The organism is Streptosporangium oxazolinicum, from assembly GCF_039537505.1.
Classification (GTDB): Bacteria; Actinomycetota; Actinomycetes; order Streptosporangiales; family Streptosporangiaceae; genus Streptosporangium; species Streptosporangium oxazolinicum.
The window spans coordinates 347,464-361,677 of the sequence record NZ_BAABAQ010000007.1; the positions used below are offsets into that span (position 1 = coordinate 347,464).

14 protein-coding genes are annotated in these 14,214 nt (G+C 71.4%); 11 read left to right on the forward strand and 3 right to left on the reverse strand.

Annotation, left to right across the window (positions count from 1 at the left end):
- Positions 1-9: 9 nt before the first annotated feature.
- From ABD817_RS21065 to argG, 4 genes are all read left to right on the forward strand, one after another.
- Complete coding sequence (locus tag ABD817_RS21065; protein WP_344919751.1) at positions 10-207, forward strand: MbtH family protein; 198 nt, start codon at positions 10-12, stop codon at positions 205-207.
- 32 nt (positions 208-239) lie between these two features.
- Positions 240-1,514 carry an MFS transporter gene (locus ABD817_RS21070; RefSeq protein ID WP_344919752.1) on the forward strand — a complete coding sequence of 425 codons (1,275 nt, stop codon included), beginning with the start codon at positions 240-242 and terminating at the stop codon, positions 1,512-1,514.
- Between the two features lie 71 nt (positions 1,515-1,585).
- Positions 1,586-2,536, forward strand: coding sequence for a methionyl-tRNA formyltransferase (locus ABD817_RS21075; protein ID WP_344919753.1), 951 nt, complete (start codon positions 1,586-1,588; stop codon positions 2,534-2,536).
- A 229-nt stretch (positions 2,537-2,765) separates the two neighbouring features.
- Complete coding sequence (gene argG, locus ABD817_RS21080) at positions 2,766-4,214, forward strand: argininosuccinate synthase (RefSeq protein ID WP_344919754.1); 1,449 nt, start codon at positions 2,766-2,768, stop codon at positions 4,212-4,214.
- Positions 4,215-4,275: 61 nt separating this feature from the next.
- Here argG and ABD817_RS21085 read toward each other — a convergent pair whose 3' ends face one another.
- Positions 4,276-5,220 (reverse strand): M56 family metallopeptidase, encoded by a 945-nt coding sequence (locus tag ABD817_RS21085; protein WP_344919756.1) that lies wholly within the window; start codon positions 5,218-5,220, stop codon positions 4,276-4,278.
- Complete coding sequence (locus ABD817_RS21090; protein ID WP_344919757.1) at positions 5,217-5,603, reverse strand: BlaI/MecI/CopY family transcriptional regulator; 387 nt, start codon at positions 5,601-5,603, stop codon at positions 5,217-5,219. Before ABD817_RS21090 ends, ABD817_RS21085 begins: the two co-directional genes overlap by 4 nt.
- Positions 5,604-5,809: 206 nt before the next feature.
- On the opposite strand from ABD817_RS21090, the gene ABD817_RS21095 reads away from it, so the two are divergent.
- The 7 genes from ABD817_RS21095 (at position 5,810) to ABD817_RS21125 (ending at position 12,413) form a co-directional block, all read left to right on the forward strand.
- The gene (locus tag ABD817_RS21095) at positions 5,810-6,544 is read left to right on the forward strand and encodes a DsbA family protein (RefSeq protein ID WP_344919758.1); all 735 of its coding nucleotides are present in this window, start codon (positions 5,810-5,812) and stop codon (positions 6,542-6,544) included.
- Positions 6,525-7,211, forward strand: a complete 687-nt coding sequence (locus ABD817_RS21100) for a vitamin K epoxide reductase family protein (protein WP_344919760.1) — start codon at positions 6,525-6,527, stop codon at positions 7,209-7,211. Before ABD817_RS21095 ends, ABD817_RS21100 begins: the two co-directional genes overlap by 20 nt.
- Positions 7,212-7,279: 68 nt before the next feature.
- Entirely contained in the window at positions 7,280-7,624 is a 345-nt protein-coding gene (locus ABD817_RS21105; protein ID WP_344919761.1) for an ArsR/SmtB family transcription factor, read from the forward strand.
- On the forward strand, positions 7,621-8,382 hold the full coding sequence (locus ABD817_RS21110) for a cation efflux transmembrane domain-containing protein (RefSeq protein ID WP_344919762.1): 762 nt from the start codon (positions 7,621-7,623) through the stop codon (positions 8,380-8,382). Before ABD817_RS21105 ends, ABD817_RS21110 begins: the two co-directional genes overlap by 4 nt.
- Before the next feature lie 106 nt (positions 8,383-8,488).
- Positions 8,489-9,316, forward strand: a complete 828-nt coding sequence (locus tag ABD817_RS21115; protein ID WP_344919763.1) for an NmrA family NAD(P)-binding protein — start codon at positions 8,489-8,491, stop codon at positions 9,314-9,316.
- Between the two features lie 365 nt (positions 9,317-9,681).
- Positions 9,682-11,580 carry an APC family permease gene (locus ABD817_RS21120; RefSeq protein WP_344919764.1) on the forward strand — a complete coding sequence of 633 codons (1,899 nt, stop codon included), beginning with the start codon at positions 9,682-9,684 and terminating at the stop codon, positions 11,578-11,580.
- Positions 11,581-11,783: 203 nt separating this feature from the next.
- Entirely contained in the window at positions 11,784-12,413 is a 630-nt protein-coding gene (locus tag ABD817_RS21125) for a DUF899 domain-containing protein (RefSeq protein WP_344919765.1), read from the forward strand.
- A 99-nt stretch (positions 12,414-12,512) separates the two neighbouring features.
- On the opposite strand, the gene ABD817_RS21130 is transcribed toward ABD817_RS21125, so the two are convergent.
- On the reverse strand, positions 12,513-13,883 hold the full coding sequence (locus ABD817_RS21130; protein WP_344919766.1) for a sensor histidine kinase: 1,371 nt from the start codon (positions 13,881-13,883) through the stop codon (positions 12,513-12,515).
- Between the last annotated feature and the right edge of the window lie 331 nt (positions 13,884-14,214).

The window sequence follows — 14,214 nt, forward strand, 5'->3', positions numbered from 1 at the left end:
GGAGTGCCCATGACCGACCCCACCGACCACCGCGTCGTCCGCAACGACGAGGACCAGTACTCGATCTGGCCCGTCGGACGTGCCCTGCCCCCCGGATGGACCGAGGAGGGGACCGTCGGCGACCGCGAGACCTGCCTCGACCGGATCGAGCGGGTGTGGACCGACATGCGCCCGCGCTCGCTGCGTGAGCACCTCGCCGCCGGCTGAATCGGCACCGACGGAGAAAGGGACACCCCCCAATGGACAGCAAGGCCACGCCCACCGCGCACCGGCGAAGTCTCTGGCGGCACCGTGACTTCACCCTGCTGTGGGCGGCCCAGACGGTGAGCCAGATCGGCTCGCAGATCACCTTCTTCGCCATCCCGGTGATCGCGCTGACCGTGCTCGACGCGTCCACGACCCAGGTCGGCCTGCTCGCGGCCGCGGAGACCCTGCCGTTCCTGCTGGTCTCGCTGCCCGCGGGCGTGTGGGTCGACCGCTGGGACCGGCGCCGCATCCTGATCTTCACCGACGTCGGGCGGATGGTGGTCCTCGCGACCCTGCCGCTCGCCTACCTGTTCGACCTGCTGAGCATCGGGCTGATGCTGGTCGTCGGCCTGCTGGTCGGCGTGCAGACGGTGTTCTTCGACATCGCCGACCAGGCGTTCCTGCCCTCGGTGGTCGAGACCGAGGACATCCCCGCGGGCAACACCCGGCTGGAGGTGTCCAGGTCGATCGCGTACCTGGGAGGACCGGGCCTCGGCGGCCTGCTCGTCCAGGTGCTGATCGCGCCGCTCGTGCTGCTGTTCAACGTGGCCGGCTACCTGGTGTCGGCCGTGCTGGTCAGCATGATCACCCGCCGTCCCGCCGCCGGGCCCGACCCCGCCGCCCCGCGCCGGAGGATGGTCACGGAGATCGGTGAGGGGTTGCGCTTCGTCTTCGGCAACCGCACGCTGCGGGCGATCGCCCTGTGCACGGCACTGATGAACCTGATCGGGCTCGGCGGCGCGCTGACCGCGCTGCTGGTCGTGTTCGCGCTCGGCGACCTCGGTCTCACGCCCGGCGCGCTCGGGCTCATCCTGACCCTGGGCAACGCGGGCGCCCTGCTCGGCGCGATGGTCAACGCGCGGGTGGTCAGGACGCTGGGGCTGGGGCCGACGCTGGTCGGCGCCGCGGTGCTGGCGGTGCTGCCGATCCTGCTCATCGCCTCGGCGGGAGCGGGCGCCGGTTCGCTGCTCGTCTCCGTCGCGATCGGGCTGATGCTGGCCGGGATCTCGGTCTACAACATCAACCAGATCAGCCTGCGGCAGGCGATCACACCGACGGAGCTGCAGGGCCGGATGAACGCGTCCATGCGGTTCGCGGTGTGGGGCACGCTCCCGCTGGGCGCCGCCGTCGGCGGCGTGCTCGGCGACGTGTTCGGCGTCCGGCCGATGCTGTGGGTCCTCGGCTCGCTGGCGGCCCTGGTGTGCCTGCCGCTGCTGCTCACCCGCGAGATCAGGACACTGCGCACCGGGCCGGGAGGGAAGGGGTAGACGGCCGCCCGCCCGGCCCGGTCACCACACTCCACTCTTCACCTACGGAACCTACGGAAAGGACAGAGGGCGTGCGTCTTGTCTTCATGGGCTACCAAACGTGGGGTCACCGGGTCCTGGAGGCCCTGCTGACCGAGCACGAGGTCCCGCTCGTCATCACCCACCCGGCGAGCGATCACGCTTACGAGACCATCTGGGACGACTCGGTGGCCGATCTCGCGGCGAAGCACGGCATCCCCGTACTGGAGCGCCGGTACGCCAACGACGAGGAGGTGGTGGAACGGCTGCGCGGGCTGGGGCCCGACCTCATGGTCTCCTCGGACTGGCGCACCTGGGTGGCGCCGCACGTCTACGGCCTGGCCAAGCACGGCGCGATCAACGTCCACGACGCGCTGCTGCCCCGCTACGGGGGCTTCGCGCCGCTCAACTGGGCCCTGATCAACGGTGAGCGCGAGGTCGGCGTCACCGTCCACTTCATGAACGAGAAGTTCGACCTCGGCGACATCGTGCTGCAGCGCCGGGTCCCGGTGGAGGACGACGACACCGTCACCGACCTGTTCCACAAGACGATAAAGCTGTTCGCGCCGATGACCCTGGAGGCCATCGAGCTCATCGACTCGGGCCGGACGGACTGGGCCAAGCAGGATCCGGCCGACGCCACGTTCTTCCACAAGCGTTCGGTCGAGGACAGCAGGATCCACTGGACGTGGTCGGCGAGGGACATCGTGAACCTGGTCCGGGCCCAGTCGGACCCCTACCCCAGCACGTTCGCCTACTTCAACGGCGAGCGCATCGGGATCCTGGCCGCCTCGGTGTCGAGGCTCCGCCTGGGCGGCACGCCCGGCCGGGTGTTCCGCCCGGACGGCGAGGGGGTGGCGATCGTCTGCGGTCCCGGCGCGCGCGGCGGCACCGAGTACGGGGTGGTGGTGGAGCGGATCCGCACCGACGACGGCCGGGAGCACCGCGCCACCGACTACTTCCGCACCATGGGCGGCTATCTCACCAGCCATCCGTCGCCGTGATCGACCGGCTCGGGGTCACCTCGTTCCAGCTCCACGCGAGCCCGCCGCCCGGCGCCCCCGCCTGACGCGGCAGCCGGGGGCGCCGGGCGGGTGTCCCGGTGGATCGGCCGCCGTGCCCGTCCACGGCGTCCCCGGCCGGTACTCGATCACCTCGCGGGGCGCGGTGAGCGTGGTGACGCGCGTCACCTTATTTTGCATAGTCATGCGTCGTGATGCATACTCTTGTTTCATGTCCAAGGTTCTCACCTCCTTGCCCAGCGGCGAGCGCGTCGGCATCGCCTTCTCCGGCGGCCTCGACACCTCGGTCGCCGTCGCGTGGATGCGCGACAAGGGTGCCGTCCCGTGCACCTACACCGCCGACATCGGCCAGTACGACGAGCCCGACATCGCCTCGGTGCCCAGCCGCGCGTTGACGTACGGTGCCGAGATCGCGCGCCTGGTCGACTGCCGCGCGGCGCTGGTCGAGGAGGGCCTGGCCGCGCTCACCTGCGGCGCGTTCCACATCCGCTCGGCCGGGCGCCCCTACTTCAACACCACGCCGCTCGGCCGTGCCGTCACCGGGACCCTGCTGGTCCGGGCGATGATCGACGACGACGTGCAGATCTGGGGCGACGGCTCGACGTTCAAGGGCAACGACATCGAGCGGTTCTACCGCTACGGCCTGCTCGCGAACCCGCACCTGCGCGTCTACAAGCCCTGGCTCGACGCCGACTTCGTGTCCGAGCTCGGTGGCCGCAAGGAGATGTCGGAGTGGCTGCTCGCCCACGACCTCCCCTACCGTGACAGCACCGAGAAGGCGTACTCGACCGACGCCAACATCTGGGGCGCCACCCACGAGGCCAAGACCCTGGAGCACCTCGACACCGGCATCGAGACCGTGGACCCGATCATGGGCGTGCGGTTCTGGGATCCCGCGGTCGAGATCGCCACCGAGGTCGTGACCATCGGCTTCGAGCAGGGCCGCCCGGTGACGATCAACGGCAAGGAGTTCGCCACCCCGGTCGACCTGGTGATGGAGGCGAACGCGATCGGCGGACGGCACGGCATGGGCATGTCCGACCAGATCGAGAACCGGGTGATCGAGGCCAAGAGCCGCGGCATCTACGAGGCGCCCGGGATGGCGTTGCTGCACGCGGCGTACGAACGGCTGGTCAACGCGATCCACAACGAGGACACCCTGGCGAGCTATCACAACGAGGGACGGCGGCTCGGCCGGCTGATGTACGAGGGCCGCTGGCTCGACCCGCAGGCGCTGATGCTGCGAGAGTCGCTGCAGCGCTGGGTCGGCACGGCGATCACCGGCGAGGTGACGCTGCGGCTGCGGCGCGGCGAGGACTACTCGATCCTGGACACCTCCGGCCCGGCCTTCAGCTACCACCCGGACAAGCTGTCGATGGAGCGCACCGAGGACTCGGCGTTCGGCCCGGTGGACCGGATCGGCCAGCTCACCATGCGCAACCTCGACATCGCCGACTCGCGCGCCAAGCTGGAGCAGTACGCCAACCTCGGCATGGTCGGCACCACCCACCCCGCGCTCATCGGCGCCGCCCAGGCGGCCTCCACCGGGCTGATCGGCGCGATGCCGCGGGGCGGCGCGGAGGCCATCGCCTCACGCGGCACGGTCTCCGGCGACGACGAGATGCTCGACCGCGCCGCGATGGAGTTCGGCACCGACTGACCCGCCCGTGCCCCGGCCGGGGGAAGGCCGGGGCACGCCGTCGGGACGGCTAGAGGACGGGCTAGAGGACGGTGCAGACGATGGGGGCGATCAGGACGGCCAGCGGCCCGCTGAGCAGCCCGGCCGCGGCGCCGTAGGCCGCGACGGCCGTCCCGTGGCCCGGGGCGGTCGTGCCGGTCAGGAGCCGCTCGACGCGCTGGACGACCTCCACCTGGGCCAGGGCCAGGGCGTGAGCCGGTCGTTGATCGCCGGGGGTGACCATCTGGACGATGGCCTGGGCGAGGACCAGGTCGCCGTGACGCCGACGGGCCTGATCGTCGGCGAGCATCTCCAGCAGCACCGACACCGCCCGCACCGCCGTACGCGGGGCGCTGAGGATCGGGAGGGCCTGCGCCAGCGCCGCGAAGGGCAGCAGGACCAGGTCGTGACGGCCGCGGGCGTGCGCGCGTTCGTGGGCCAGGACGGCGTGCACGTGGCGAGGGCTCAACCGCTCCAGCGTGCCCCGGCTCACCACGACGCGGGCCCGTCGTCTGCTGCGTCCGGGCACGCAGTAGGCGACGGGCCGGGCCTCGGGCAGGACGTGGGCGCCGTAGCCGCGGTCCAGGTCGGCGACCAGGTCGATCAACAGGCGCTGGCGTCGCCGGTCGGCGGCCGTCCTGGTGAGGGTGCGCGCCGTGTGGGCCAGCAGCCAGGCCGGCAGCGACAGCGACCACAGCAGCGCGGCGACGTGACCCCAGCCCAGGCCGGACAGGCCCCGTCCGTCGAGGATCTGGTCGCCGAGGGTGTGCACGCCGTGCGGGAAGGCCGCCGCCAGCGGCGCGACCGCGGCGACCAGCCCCAGTCCGAGGGCGCCCAGACCGGCGGACAGGCCGATGGCCTGCCACAGCACCAGCGCGGCCCGCGGCCGGCGGCTCGTCCACGCGGCCGAGGCCAGCCGTACGGTCATCCGCCCGCCGAGCAGGAGGGGGAGCGGCGCGATGCCGGCGGCGAGCATCCACGCCGTCACGGCGCCTGCCCCTCTCGCGGGTGCTGCTCCTCGTGCCGGTTCTCTCGTTCCCGCAGGGCCAGGCGCAGGGCGGCGGCGACCTCGGGGGAGACGGTCCCGACGAAGCGGTGGACCACGGCGTCGACGTTGCCCGCCTCGCTGAGGGCCTCCTGCATGACCTCCGCGACGAAGGCGTCCTTGCCGCCACTGGCCCGGTAGCGGTGTGCCCGGCCGACGCGTTCCCGGACGACCAGCCCCTTGTGTGACAGGCGGAGCAGCACGGTCAGAACGGTCGTCACCGCGGGCTGGGACGGCAGGGAGCCGGCGATCTCCTGGGCGAGCATCCCGCCCGGGTGCCGCCACAGGGCCTCCATGATCGAGCGCTCCAGATGGCCGAGCCGCACTGGTGACCCCTTTCCTCATGGTCATCTCACCATGGGCAGCAGGGTACGCCAGCGCCCTGGCGAGCCCTCCACGCCAGGGTGCCCGCACGCACTCGGCCGAATTTATGCGAATCTTCTATGCCGTGTAGAAGTATGGGGACGGCCGCCAGGCCCCGGTCACCAGCCCGGGGCGTCCCCGCGCGGCAACCCGATGATGAGGAGCGTAGGTGTCGCAGCGACAGGACCGGACCGAGGACAGGCGCGCCAAGATCGCGGCGATGCGTGCCGCGGACGCCCGGCAGTCCGCCCGGAAGAGGAACCTCGCGGTGACCGCGGCCGTGGTGGGCGCGGTGGTCGTGGTGCTGGCCGCCTTCGTCCTCATCAGCAGGATCGGGGGCGGGGGCGCGACCGACGCCGTGGCCGCCGGTGAGTCGCGGCTGGTGCGGGCCGACAGCCACAAGGTGCAGAGCGCCGCCGACGGCAAGGTGACCCTGGTGGAGTTCCTCGACTTCGAGTGCGAGGCGTGCAGGGCCTTCTTCCCGGTCGTGGAGGATCTGCGCAAGCAGTACGCGGGCAAAGTCACGTTCGTGGTCCGCTATTTCCCGCTGCCCGGCCACTTCAACGCCGAACGCGCCGCCCGCGCCGTGGAGGCCGCCGCCCAGCAGGGCAGATTCGAGGCGATGTACCAGCGGATGTACGAGACGCAGAGCCAGTGGGGTGAGAAGCAGGTCCCGGCCGACACGGTCTTCCGCGGTTTCGCCCAGGGCCTCGCCCTGGACATGGCCGCCTGGGACAAGGCGTACGACGACCCGGCCACCCTGGCGAGGGTGAACAGGGACGTCGCCGACGGCCAGGCCCTCGGCGTGAGCGGTACGCCCACGTTCTTCCTCAACGGCACCAAGATCCAGCCCCAGTCCGGTGACGAGTTCAAGGCGGCCGTCGATGCGGCACTCGCCGGCTGAGCCCGCCCCCGCCGGGCACCCGGACCACCTCGGGCGGCAGGCGGGCGAGCGGGGGCCCGAGGAGCCGTTCCCCCGCCTGCTGCCCTGGCTGCTGGTGATCGGCGGCGCGGTCGGGCTGCTGGCGGCGTTCGTCCTGGCCGTCGAGAAGATCGCCCTGCTGAAGAACCCGGAGTACGTGCCCAGCTGCAGCATCAACCCGGTGCTGTCCTGCGGGTCGATCATGACGACCCCGCAGGCCGAGCTGTTCGGTTTCCCCAACCCGCTCCTGGGGGTCGCCGGTTTCGCCGTCGTCGTGACGGTCGGTGCCGCGCTGCTGGCCGGGGCGGGCTTCGGCCGATGGTTCTGGCTGGGCTTGCAGGCGGGAGTCACCTGCGGCGCCGTCTTCGTGCACTGGCTGATCTTCCAGAGCCTCTACGTCATCGGCGCCCTGTGCCCGTACTGCATGGTCGTGTGGGCGGTGACGATCCCGCTGTTCTGGTACGTCACCGTGCGCAACCTCGCGCGGGGCCACCTGCCGGGCGGCGGTTCCGTGGTGTCGTCCACGCGCGGGGCCCGCGTCGTGGCGGTCTTGAGGGACTACCACTCGGTCGCGATCGCGGTGTGGTTCGGCGCGGTCATCGCGCTGATCGCCGTGCGCTTCTGGTCGTTCTGGATCACCCTCGTCTGACTCTCCGAGTAGCCCGCCCCTTTGAGTACAGGGTTTCCTGAATTCAGGAAACCCTGTACTGTACGGGCATGTTGACGATCGCCTCCGAGATCGAGGTCCTGGCGCGCTTCGGCCGTGCCCTGGCCGATCCGATCCGCTGCCGGATCCTGCTCGCGCTGCGCGAGGCTCCCGCCCACCCGGCCGACCTGGCCGACCTCCTGGGCATCTCCCGCACCCGGCTGAGCAACCACCTGGCCTGCCTGCGTGACTGCGGCCTGGTCGTCGCCGTCCCGGTCGGCCGCCGCACCCGCTACGAGCTGGCCGACCCCCGGCTCGGCCACGCCCTGACCGACCTGAGCGGCGCCGTCATCGCGGTCGCGGCCGACGCCGGGCGCACCTGCCCCGACGCCGACGAGCAGGGGTGCTGCCCATGACCGCCGTCACCCTCGGCCCCACCCCGGCCCGGCGCGCCGCGCTGGCACGCCGCGTCCGGCTGCTGGTGGCCGCGACCATCACCTACAACGTCGTCGAAGCCGCCGTGGCCATCACCGCCGGCACCATCGCCTCGTCGAGCGCCCTCATCGGGTTCGGCCTGGACTCCATCGTCGAGGTCGCCTCCGCCACCGCGGTGGCCTGGCAGTTCTCCGCCACCGACCACGAGGCGCGTGAGAAGACCGCGCTGCGTGTCATCGCCCTCTCCTTCTTCGCGCTGGCCGCCTACGTCACCTTCGACGCCGTCCGCGCGCTGCTCGGCACCGGCGAGGCCGAACACTCCACCCCCGGCCTGATCCTGGCCGCGCTGAGCCTGGTCGTCATGCCGTTCCTGTCGGCCGCCCAGCGCCGCGCCGGCCGCGAGCTCGGCTCCGCCTCCGCGGTCGCCGACTCCAAGCAGACCCTGCTGTGCACCTACCTGTCCGGCGTGCTCCTCGCCGGGCTGGCGCTCAACAGCCTGTTCGGCTGGTCCTGGGCCGACCCGATCGCCGCCCTCGTCATCGCCGCCGTCGCGGTCAAAGAAGGCCGCGAGGCCTGGCGCGGCGACACCTGCTGCGCCGTCCCCGCCGTCCCCGCCGTCCCCGCCGTCCCCGCCGCGCCCCTGTCCGGTGGCACGGTGTCCGGTGGCACGGTGCCCGAGGCCGGCGGCTGCGCGGACGGCTGCTGCTCACCCGTCCGGGACACGTCGCGGGACGGGTGACGACACCGCCCCGGTGCGGGGTGTGGAAGTCCTAGGCCAATGGTCCGATGCGGCGGGTACGGGGTGGGACATAGCGTCGGTGTCTCGTTCACAGAGAGGCATGCCAATGACGTTTCTGGTGACCGGCGCCACCGGCCGGGCCGGTCGGCACGTGGTCGACCATCTGCTTCGTACGGGACGGAGAGTGCGGGCGCTGACCAGGGATCCGGCCAGGGCCGACCTGCCGGAGTCCGTGGAGGTGGTGCGGGGCGATCTCACCGATCCCGGAACGCTGGGACCGGCCTTCGAGGGCGTCGAGGGCGTACATCTGCTGACCGTCGGCGGCGACGACTACGCCACGCTGCGGACCGGGCCGGAGCTGGCCGCGCTGGCGGAGAAGGCGGGGGTACGGCGGGTCGCGCTGCTGTGGAACGGCCAGGTGGGCCCGGTGGAGGAGGCATTCGCGGCGAGCGACCTTGAGTGGACCAGCCTGCGGCCGGTCGACTTCATGAGCAACACGCTGGCCTGGGCACCGGCCATCAGGGCGGAGGGCGAGGTGCGTGAGCCGTTCGCCGACGTTCCCGGCGGGGTGGTGGACGAGGCCGACGTCGGCGCCGTGTCGGCGGCGGTGCTCGTGCGCGGCGGCCACGCGGGCAGGACGTACGTGCTCACGGGGCCCCAGGTGCTCAGCCGGCGCCGGCGCCTGGCCGCGATCGCGGAGGCGACGGGCCGTCCGCTCCGCCTCGTCGAGCTCACCGAGCAGGAGGCGCGCCGGGGCTGGCGGGAGGCGGGGCACGCCGAGGAGCTCGTCGAGTTGCTCGCCTCCTGGCAGGGCAACCCGCCCCCCGAGTCGATCTCCATCTCGCCCGCGGTACGTGAGATCACCGGTCGCGAGCCGCGTTCGTTCGAGGAGTGGGCCGTCGCGCACGCCGCCCACTTCGGCGCGAAGGCTTAGCGAGGCCGCCGGGGGGTCACCGGGGGGCCGCCGGGGGGCCGCTGACGAAGCCGGGCGGGTGGGCCGGTCGCCACGCCGTGCCGCTCCCGTCCGGCGATCGCTCCCGTCGCCGGTAGCCGGGCTCTCCCCGCCAGGGATCCAAGAGAAGCGCAGGAACAATAGCAAGACCATCCGTACGTCAGCAAAGCGGGACGAACTATGGCGAACAGGCGTCAAGAACGCGTATGGATCCGTCTGATTTCCTAGGCGCCCGGCGGCCGGACCGGTAGGGAATATGCCGTGTCTCGTCTTCCCCTCCTTCGCCCCCTCCCGGCCACGCCCCGCGGCCCGGGACGAATCGTCGTCTCCTCACCGGGGCGACGCGGGTGAGCGCGGGGCTGCGGGGATGGCTGTTGAAGGGCCTGCAACGCTCCGACTCCAAAACCGATGTCCCGGATCACGAGGAGCCGCCCGAGCACCGGCATTCCTGGTGGCAGGTGATGTGCCTGACCGGAGTGGACTACTTCTCCACCCTGGGCTACCAGCCGGGCATCGCCGCGCTGGCCGCCGGGGCGCTCAGCCCGGTCGCCACCGTGTTGCTGGTGGCGCTGACCCTGTTCGGCGCGCTGCCGACCTATCGGGCGGTGGCCGAGCAGAGCCCCAGCGGGCTGGGCTCGCTGTCGATGCTGGAACGCCTGCTGCCCGGCTGGCGGGGTAAGCTGCTGGTGCTGTTCCTGCTCGGGTTCGTCGCCACCGCGTTCATCATCACGATCACCCTGTCGGCGGCCGACGCCACCGCCCACATCCTGCACAACCCGTTCGTGCCCGGTTTCCTGTCCGGCTGGCAGGTGCCGGTCACACTGGCGCTGATCGCCGCGCTCGGCGGAGTGTTCCTGGTCGGGTTCAGCGAGGCCATCTCGATCGCCGTCATCCTGGTGGTCGTCTACCTCACCCTGAACGTGGTCGTCCTGGTGACGGCCCTGCAGCAGGTGCTCGCCGATCCCGTGCTGGTCACCGACTGGCAGGCGGCGTTGACCAGCCGGCAGTCCAGCCCGATCGCGATGATCGCCGTCTCGCTGTACGTCATGCCCAAACTCGCCCTCGGCCTGTCCGGTTTCGAGACCGGGGTGGCCGTGATGCCGCTGGTCAAGGGAGATCTCGCCCAGCGGATCAGCGGCGCGAGAAAGCTGCTGACCACCGCGGCGATCATCATGAGCGTCTTCCTGATCACCTCCAGCTTCGCCACCACCGTGCTCATCCCGGCCGCCGAGTTCGCCGAGGGCGGCTCGGCCAACGGGCGCGCGCTGGCCTATCTGGCCCACACCTACCTGGGAGACGGGTTCGGCACCGTCTACGACCTGTCCACGATCGCGATCCTGTGGTTCGCCGGAGCCTCGGCGCTGGCCGGACTGCTCAACATCGTGCCGCGCTACCTGCCCCGCTACGGCATGGCCCCCGACTGGTCGCGCGCCGCCCGGCCGATGGTGCTGGTCTTCACCGCCATCTCCTTTCTCATCACCCTCTTCTTCGGGGCCGACGTGGAGTCCCAGGGCGGCGCCTACGCCACCGGCGTGCTCGCGCTGATCCTCTCGGCCGCCGTCGCGGTCACCCTCGCCGCCTGGAACGCCGGCCGCGTCCGGGCCGCGATCCCGTTCGGGATCATCACGCTGATCTTCGGCTACGCCACCGTCGCCAACATCATCGAACGCCCCGACGGCCTGGTGATCGCCCTGCTGTTCGTGCTGGCCATCGTGATCACCTCACTGATCTCCCGGGCCACCCGCTCCACCGAGCTGCGCGTCACCAAGGTCACCCTGGACGACCTGGCACGCCGCTACATCAGCGAGTCCGGGGAGATCCGGCTGATCGCCAACGAGCCGCACGAGCGCGACTGCAAGGAGTACGTCGACAAGGCCCGCGAGGCCTGGGAGCTGCACCGGCTGCGCACCGGCGAGGGCCTGCTGTTCCTGGAGGTGAGCGTCCCGGACGCCTCGGAGTTCGCCGGGGAGCTGCGCGTCGTCGGGGAGGAACGCCACGGCTTCCGTATCCTGCGGATGGAGAGCCCCACGATCGCCAACGCCATCGCCGCCCTGCTGCTCTACCTGCGCGACCAGACCGGCAAGACCCCGCACGTCTACTTCCACTGGGCCGCGGAGGGCAACCCCATCGGCGCGCTGCTGCGCTACCTCGTCTTCGGCGGCGGCGACATCCCACCCCTCACCCGCGAGGTGCTGCGCCAGGCCGAGGCCGACACCGCCCGCCGCCCCCTGGTCCACGTCGGCTGACCAAAGGACCGGGGGAGGCCGGTGGCGTGATGATCTCCGAGAAGATCACGTTTGGGTTCGGCCCGTCCGCGGCGCGGAACACCTGACCGCGCCCGCGAGACCCGTCTCCGGCCGCGCTCTCCGGAAGGCCGGTGCCGACGCGGCCGTGACGTCCACCGGTGTGGTCACGGGCTTTTGTCGGTTCCGCCGGACACAATCGGTGTATGGAGAAACCAGAGATTGTTTCGGCCGAGGAGTGGCAGCAGGCCCGGGACGAGCTGCTCAAAGTGGAGAAGGAGGCGACCCGCGCGCAGGACGCGCTCGCCGCGCGGCGTCGTCGCCTCCCGATGGTCAGGTTCGACGGCGGGTACGCCTTCGACACGCCGTCCGGCACGAAGACCCTGCTCGACCTGTTCGAGGGGCAAGGACAGCTGGTCGTCTACCAGTTCATGGACCTCGGGCCCGACCGTTACTGTCCGGGCTGCACCTGGTTCACGAACAACATCCCCGAGGCCGGGCCGTCCCTGCTGGCCGGGCGGGGGGCCACCTGGGTGAACGTGTCGAACATGCCGCTCGCCCAGATCGAGGCGTACAAGGCGAAGATGGGCTGGACGGTGCCGTTCGTGTCCTCGCGCGGCACGTCGTTCGCGGAGGACTGCGGCGCCGGTGGCGGCTTCATGCTGAGCGTGTTCCTGCGCGACGGCGAGGACGTCTACCGGACGTACAACACCACCTCCCGCGGCGTGGACCGGCTCGTCTTCGCCAACAGCATCCTCGACCTCACCCCGTACGGCAGGCAGGAGGACTGGGAGGATTCCCCGCCCGGCTGGCCGCAGCATCCCACGTACGGGTAAATGAGCCGAGCGGACGCCCCGGGCCGGGATGTCGGGGTTTTTCCGCTCGGCTCCTCGCGGGCGTGAGGATTCCGGGAAACCGCTGCCCCGTGGAGCGCGCTATGAGGCTTCGGCCAGGGGCAGGCGTAGCTCGAAGCGGGCGCCACCGGCGGCCGATCGCCCGACCTCGACGCTCCCGCCGTGGGCGTGCACCACGTCGCTGGTGATCGCCAGGCCGAGGCCGGTGCCGCCTCGGTCACGGCTGCGGGCCGCGTCCAGCCGGGTGAACCGCTCGAAGATCCTCTCTCGGTCGGGCCCGGCGATCCCGGCGCCGTCGTCGGAGACGGCCAGCAGGGCGCTGTCACCCTCCCGGCACACCTCGACACGCACCGTGTGCTCGGCGTGTCGCTGGGCGTTGTCCAGCAGGTTGGCCAGCGCCCGGCGAAGCTGATGATCCACGGCCAGCACGACGACCCCCTCCCGCAGTGCGAGCTCGGTGGGCAGCCGGTCCCGGACGGTGCGTAGCCTCACCTCCGCGCGGACCATGGCGGCCACATCCACCCGCTCCCGCACCGCGGCCACCTCGGCGTCGACGCCGGCCAGATACAACAGGTCGGTGATGATCTGCTGAAGCCGGGAGGTGTCGCCGAGCAGGTGATCGAGCAGGTGGTCCAGGTCGACGTCACCGGGGTGCAGCCGGGCCTCCTCCAGTTGCAGGCGTAGCCCGGCCAGGGGGGTGCGCAGCTCGTGTGAGGCGTCGGTGACGAACTGCCGCCGTACCCTTACGGCCTGTTCCAGCCGGTCCAGCGTGCGGTTGGCGGTGCGGGCGAGCTTGGCGACCTCGTCGTCGCCGGACGGTTGCGGCACCCGGCCGCTCAGGTCCTGGAAGGTGATCTGGGCGAGCTGGCGGCGGATGGTGTCGACGGGCCGCAGCGTCTGGCCGCTCACCCTCCAGCTGACCCAGCCCACCAAGGCGATCAGCGCACCGGTCTGGAGCGCGACGGCGGCGGTGACGAAACCGGTCGACTGGGTGCTGGGAGCGCGTCGGCCGGCGTAGACGACGGGAGACTCGGGCATCGCCTCGACGCGCAGGGCGGTCAGGCGCATGCAGCCGGGCTCGGGATCACCGCAGGTCTGCGCGTCCTGGATCGGCTCGTCGGGGGCGGGGTGGATCGTGCTCAGCGCGATCTTCCGCTGGGCGGCGGGGGAGGCGGCGATGACGTGCCGGTCGGCCCCCACGACCTGCACCATGTCGACGCCCGGCACGACCGGCACGATGACGGAGGGAAGTTGCCCGGCGCGGATGAGCGCCGCCACCGCGGTCACCTCCTGGCGGGTGTCGCTCCACGCCGAGTCGACGAACGTCTGCTCGATGAAGGTGGTCATGATCAGTGCCATGGGAACCAGCAGCAGGGCGGCGATCAGGACGGTCAGTAAGGTGATCCGCCCGCGGATCGACCCTGGGTAAAATCTGGATGCTGACCACCCCATTCCCTCACGCTACGTGAACCGGTCAAATGACCGCCACCGCCGCCGGCGTGCCCGGGGTGGGCCAGGATCATGACGCCGGGCTCGGGTGATGCCCCGCCGTGGTGATCACCGGAGAGAGGGCCGCGTACGAGACAGGCGACGCCGTCGCGGATTCGTGCCGGTTCCGGCCGACTCGCCGATTGCGAAGATTCACCGGGGCGCATGTCACACCACCCCGACGGGTACGTTTGTGCGAGCCTCACAACTCCGGTCGCGAAAGACGCTCAGTCCCCGCTATTCCGGTAGCCGGGGGCGGCCGGAAGTATGTATCCCTGTGGGGGCGGGGAACGGC

Bases quoted from the DNA above. Each gene is read 5' to 3' on its own strand.
- ABD817_RS21070 (WP_344919752.1), top strand. From the start codon at position 240: ATGGACAGCAAGGCCACGCCCACCGCGCACCGGCGAAGTCTCTGGCGG.
- ABD817_RS21130 (WP_344919766.1), bottom strand. From the start codon at position 13,883: ATGGGGTGGTCAGCATCCAGATTTTACCCAGGGTCGATCCGCGGGCGG.
- ABD817_RS21115 (WP_344919763.1), top strand. From the start codon at position 8,489: ATGACGTTTCTGGTGACCGGCGCCACCGGCCGGGCCGGTCGGCACGTG.
- argG (WP_344919754.1), top strand. From the start codon at position 2,766: ATGTCCAAGGTTCTCACCTCCTTGCCCAGCGGCGAGCGCGTCGGCATC.
- ABD817_RS21065 (WP_344919751.1), top strand. From the start codon at position 10: ATGACCGACCCCACCGACCACCGCGTCGTCCGCAACGACGAGGACCAG.
- ABD817_RS21105 (WP_344919761.1), top strand. From the start codon at position 7,280: ATGTTGACGATCGCCTCCGAGATCGAGGTCCTGGCGCGCTTCGGCCGT.
- ABD817_RS21100 (WP_344919760.1), top strand. From the start codon at position 6,525: ATGCGGCACTCGCCGGCTGAGCCCGCCCCCGCCGGGCACCCGGACCAC.
- ABD817_RS21125 (WP_344919765.1), top strand. From the start codon at position 11,784: ATGGAGAAACCAGAGATTGTTTCGGCCGAGGAGTGGCAGCAGGCCCGG.
- ABD817_RS21110 (WP_344919762.1), top strand. From the start codon at position 7,621: ATGACCGCCGTCACCCTCGGCCCCACCCCGGCCCGGCGCGCCGCGCTG.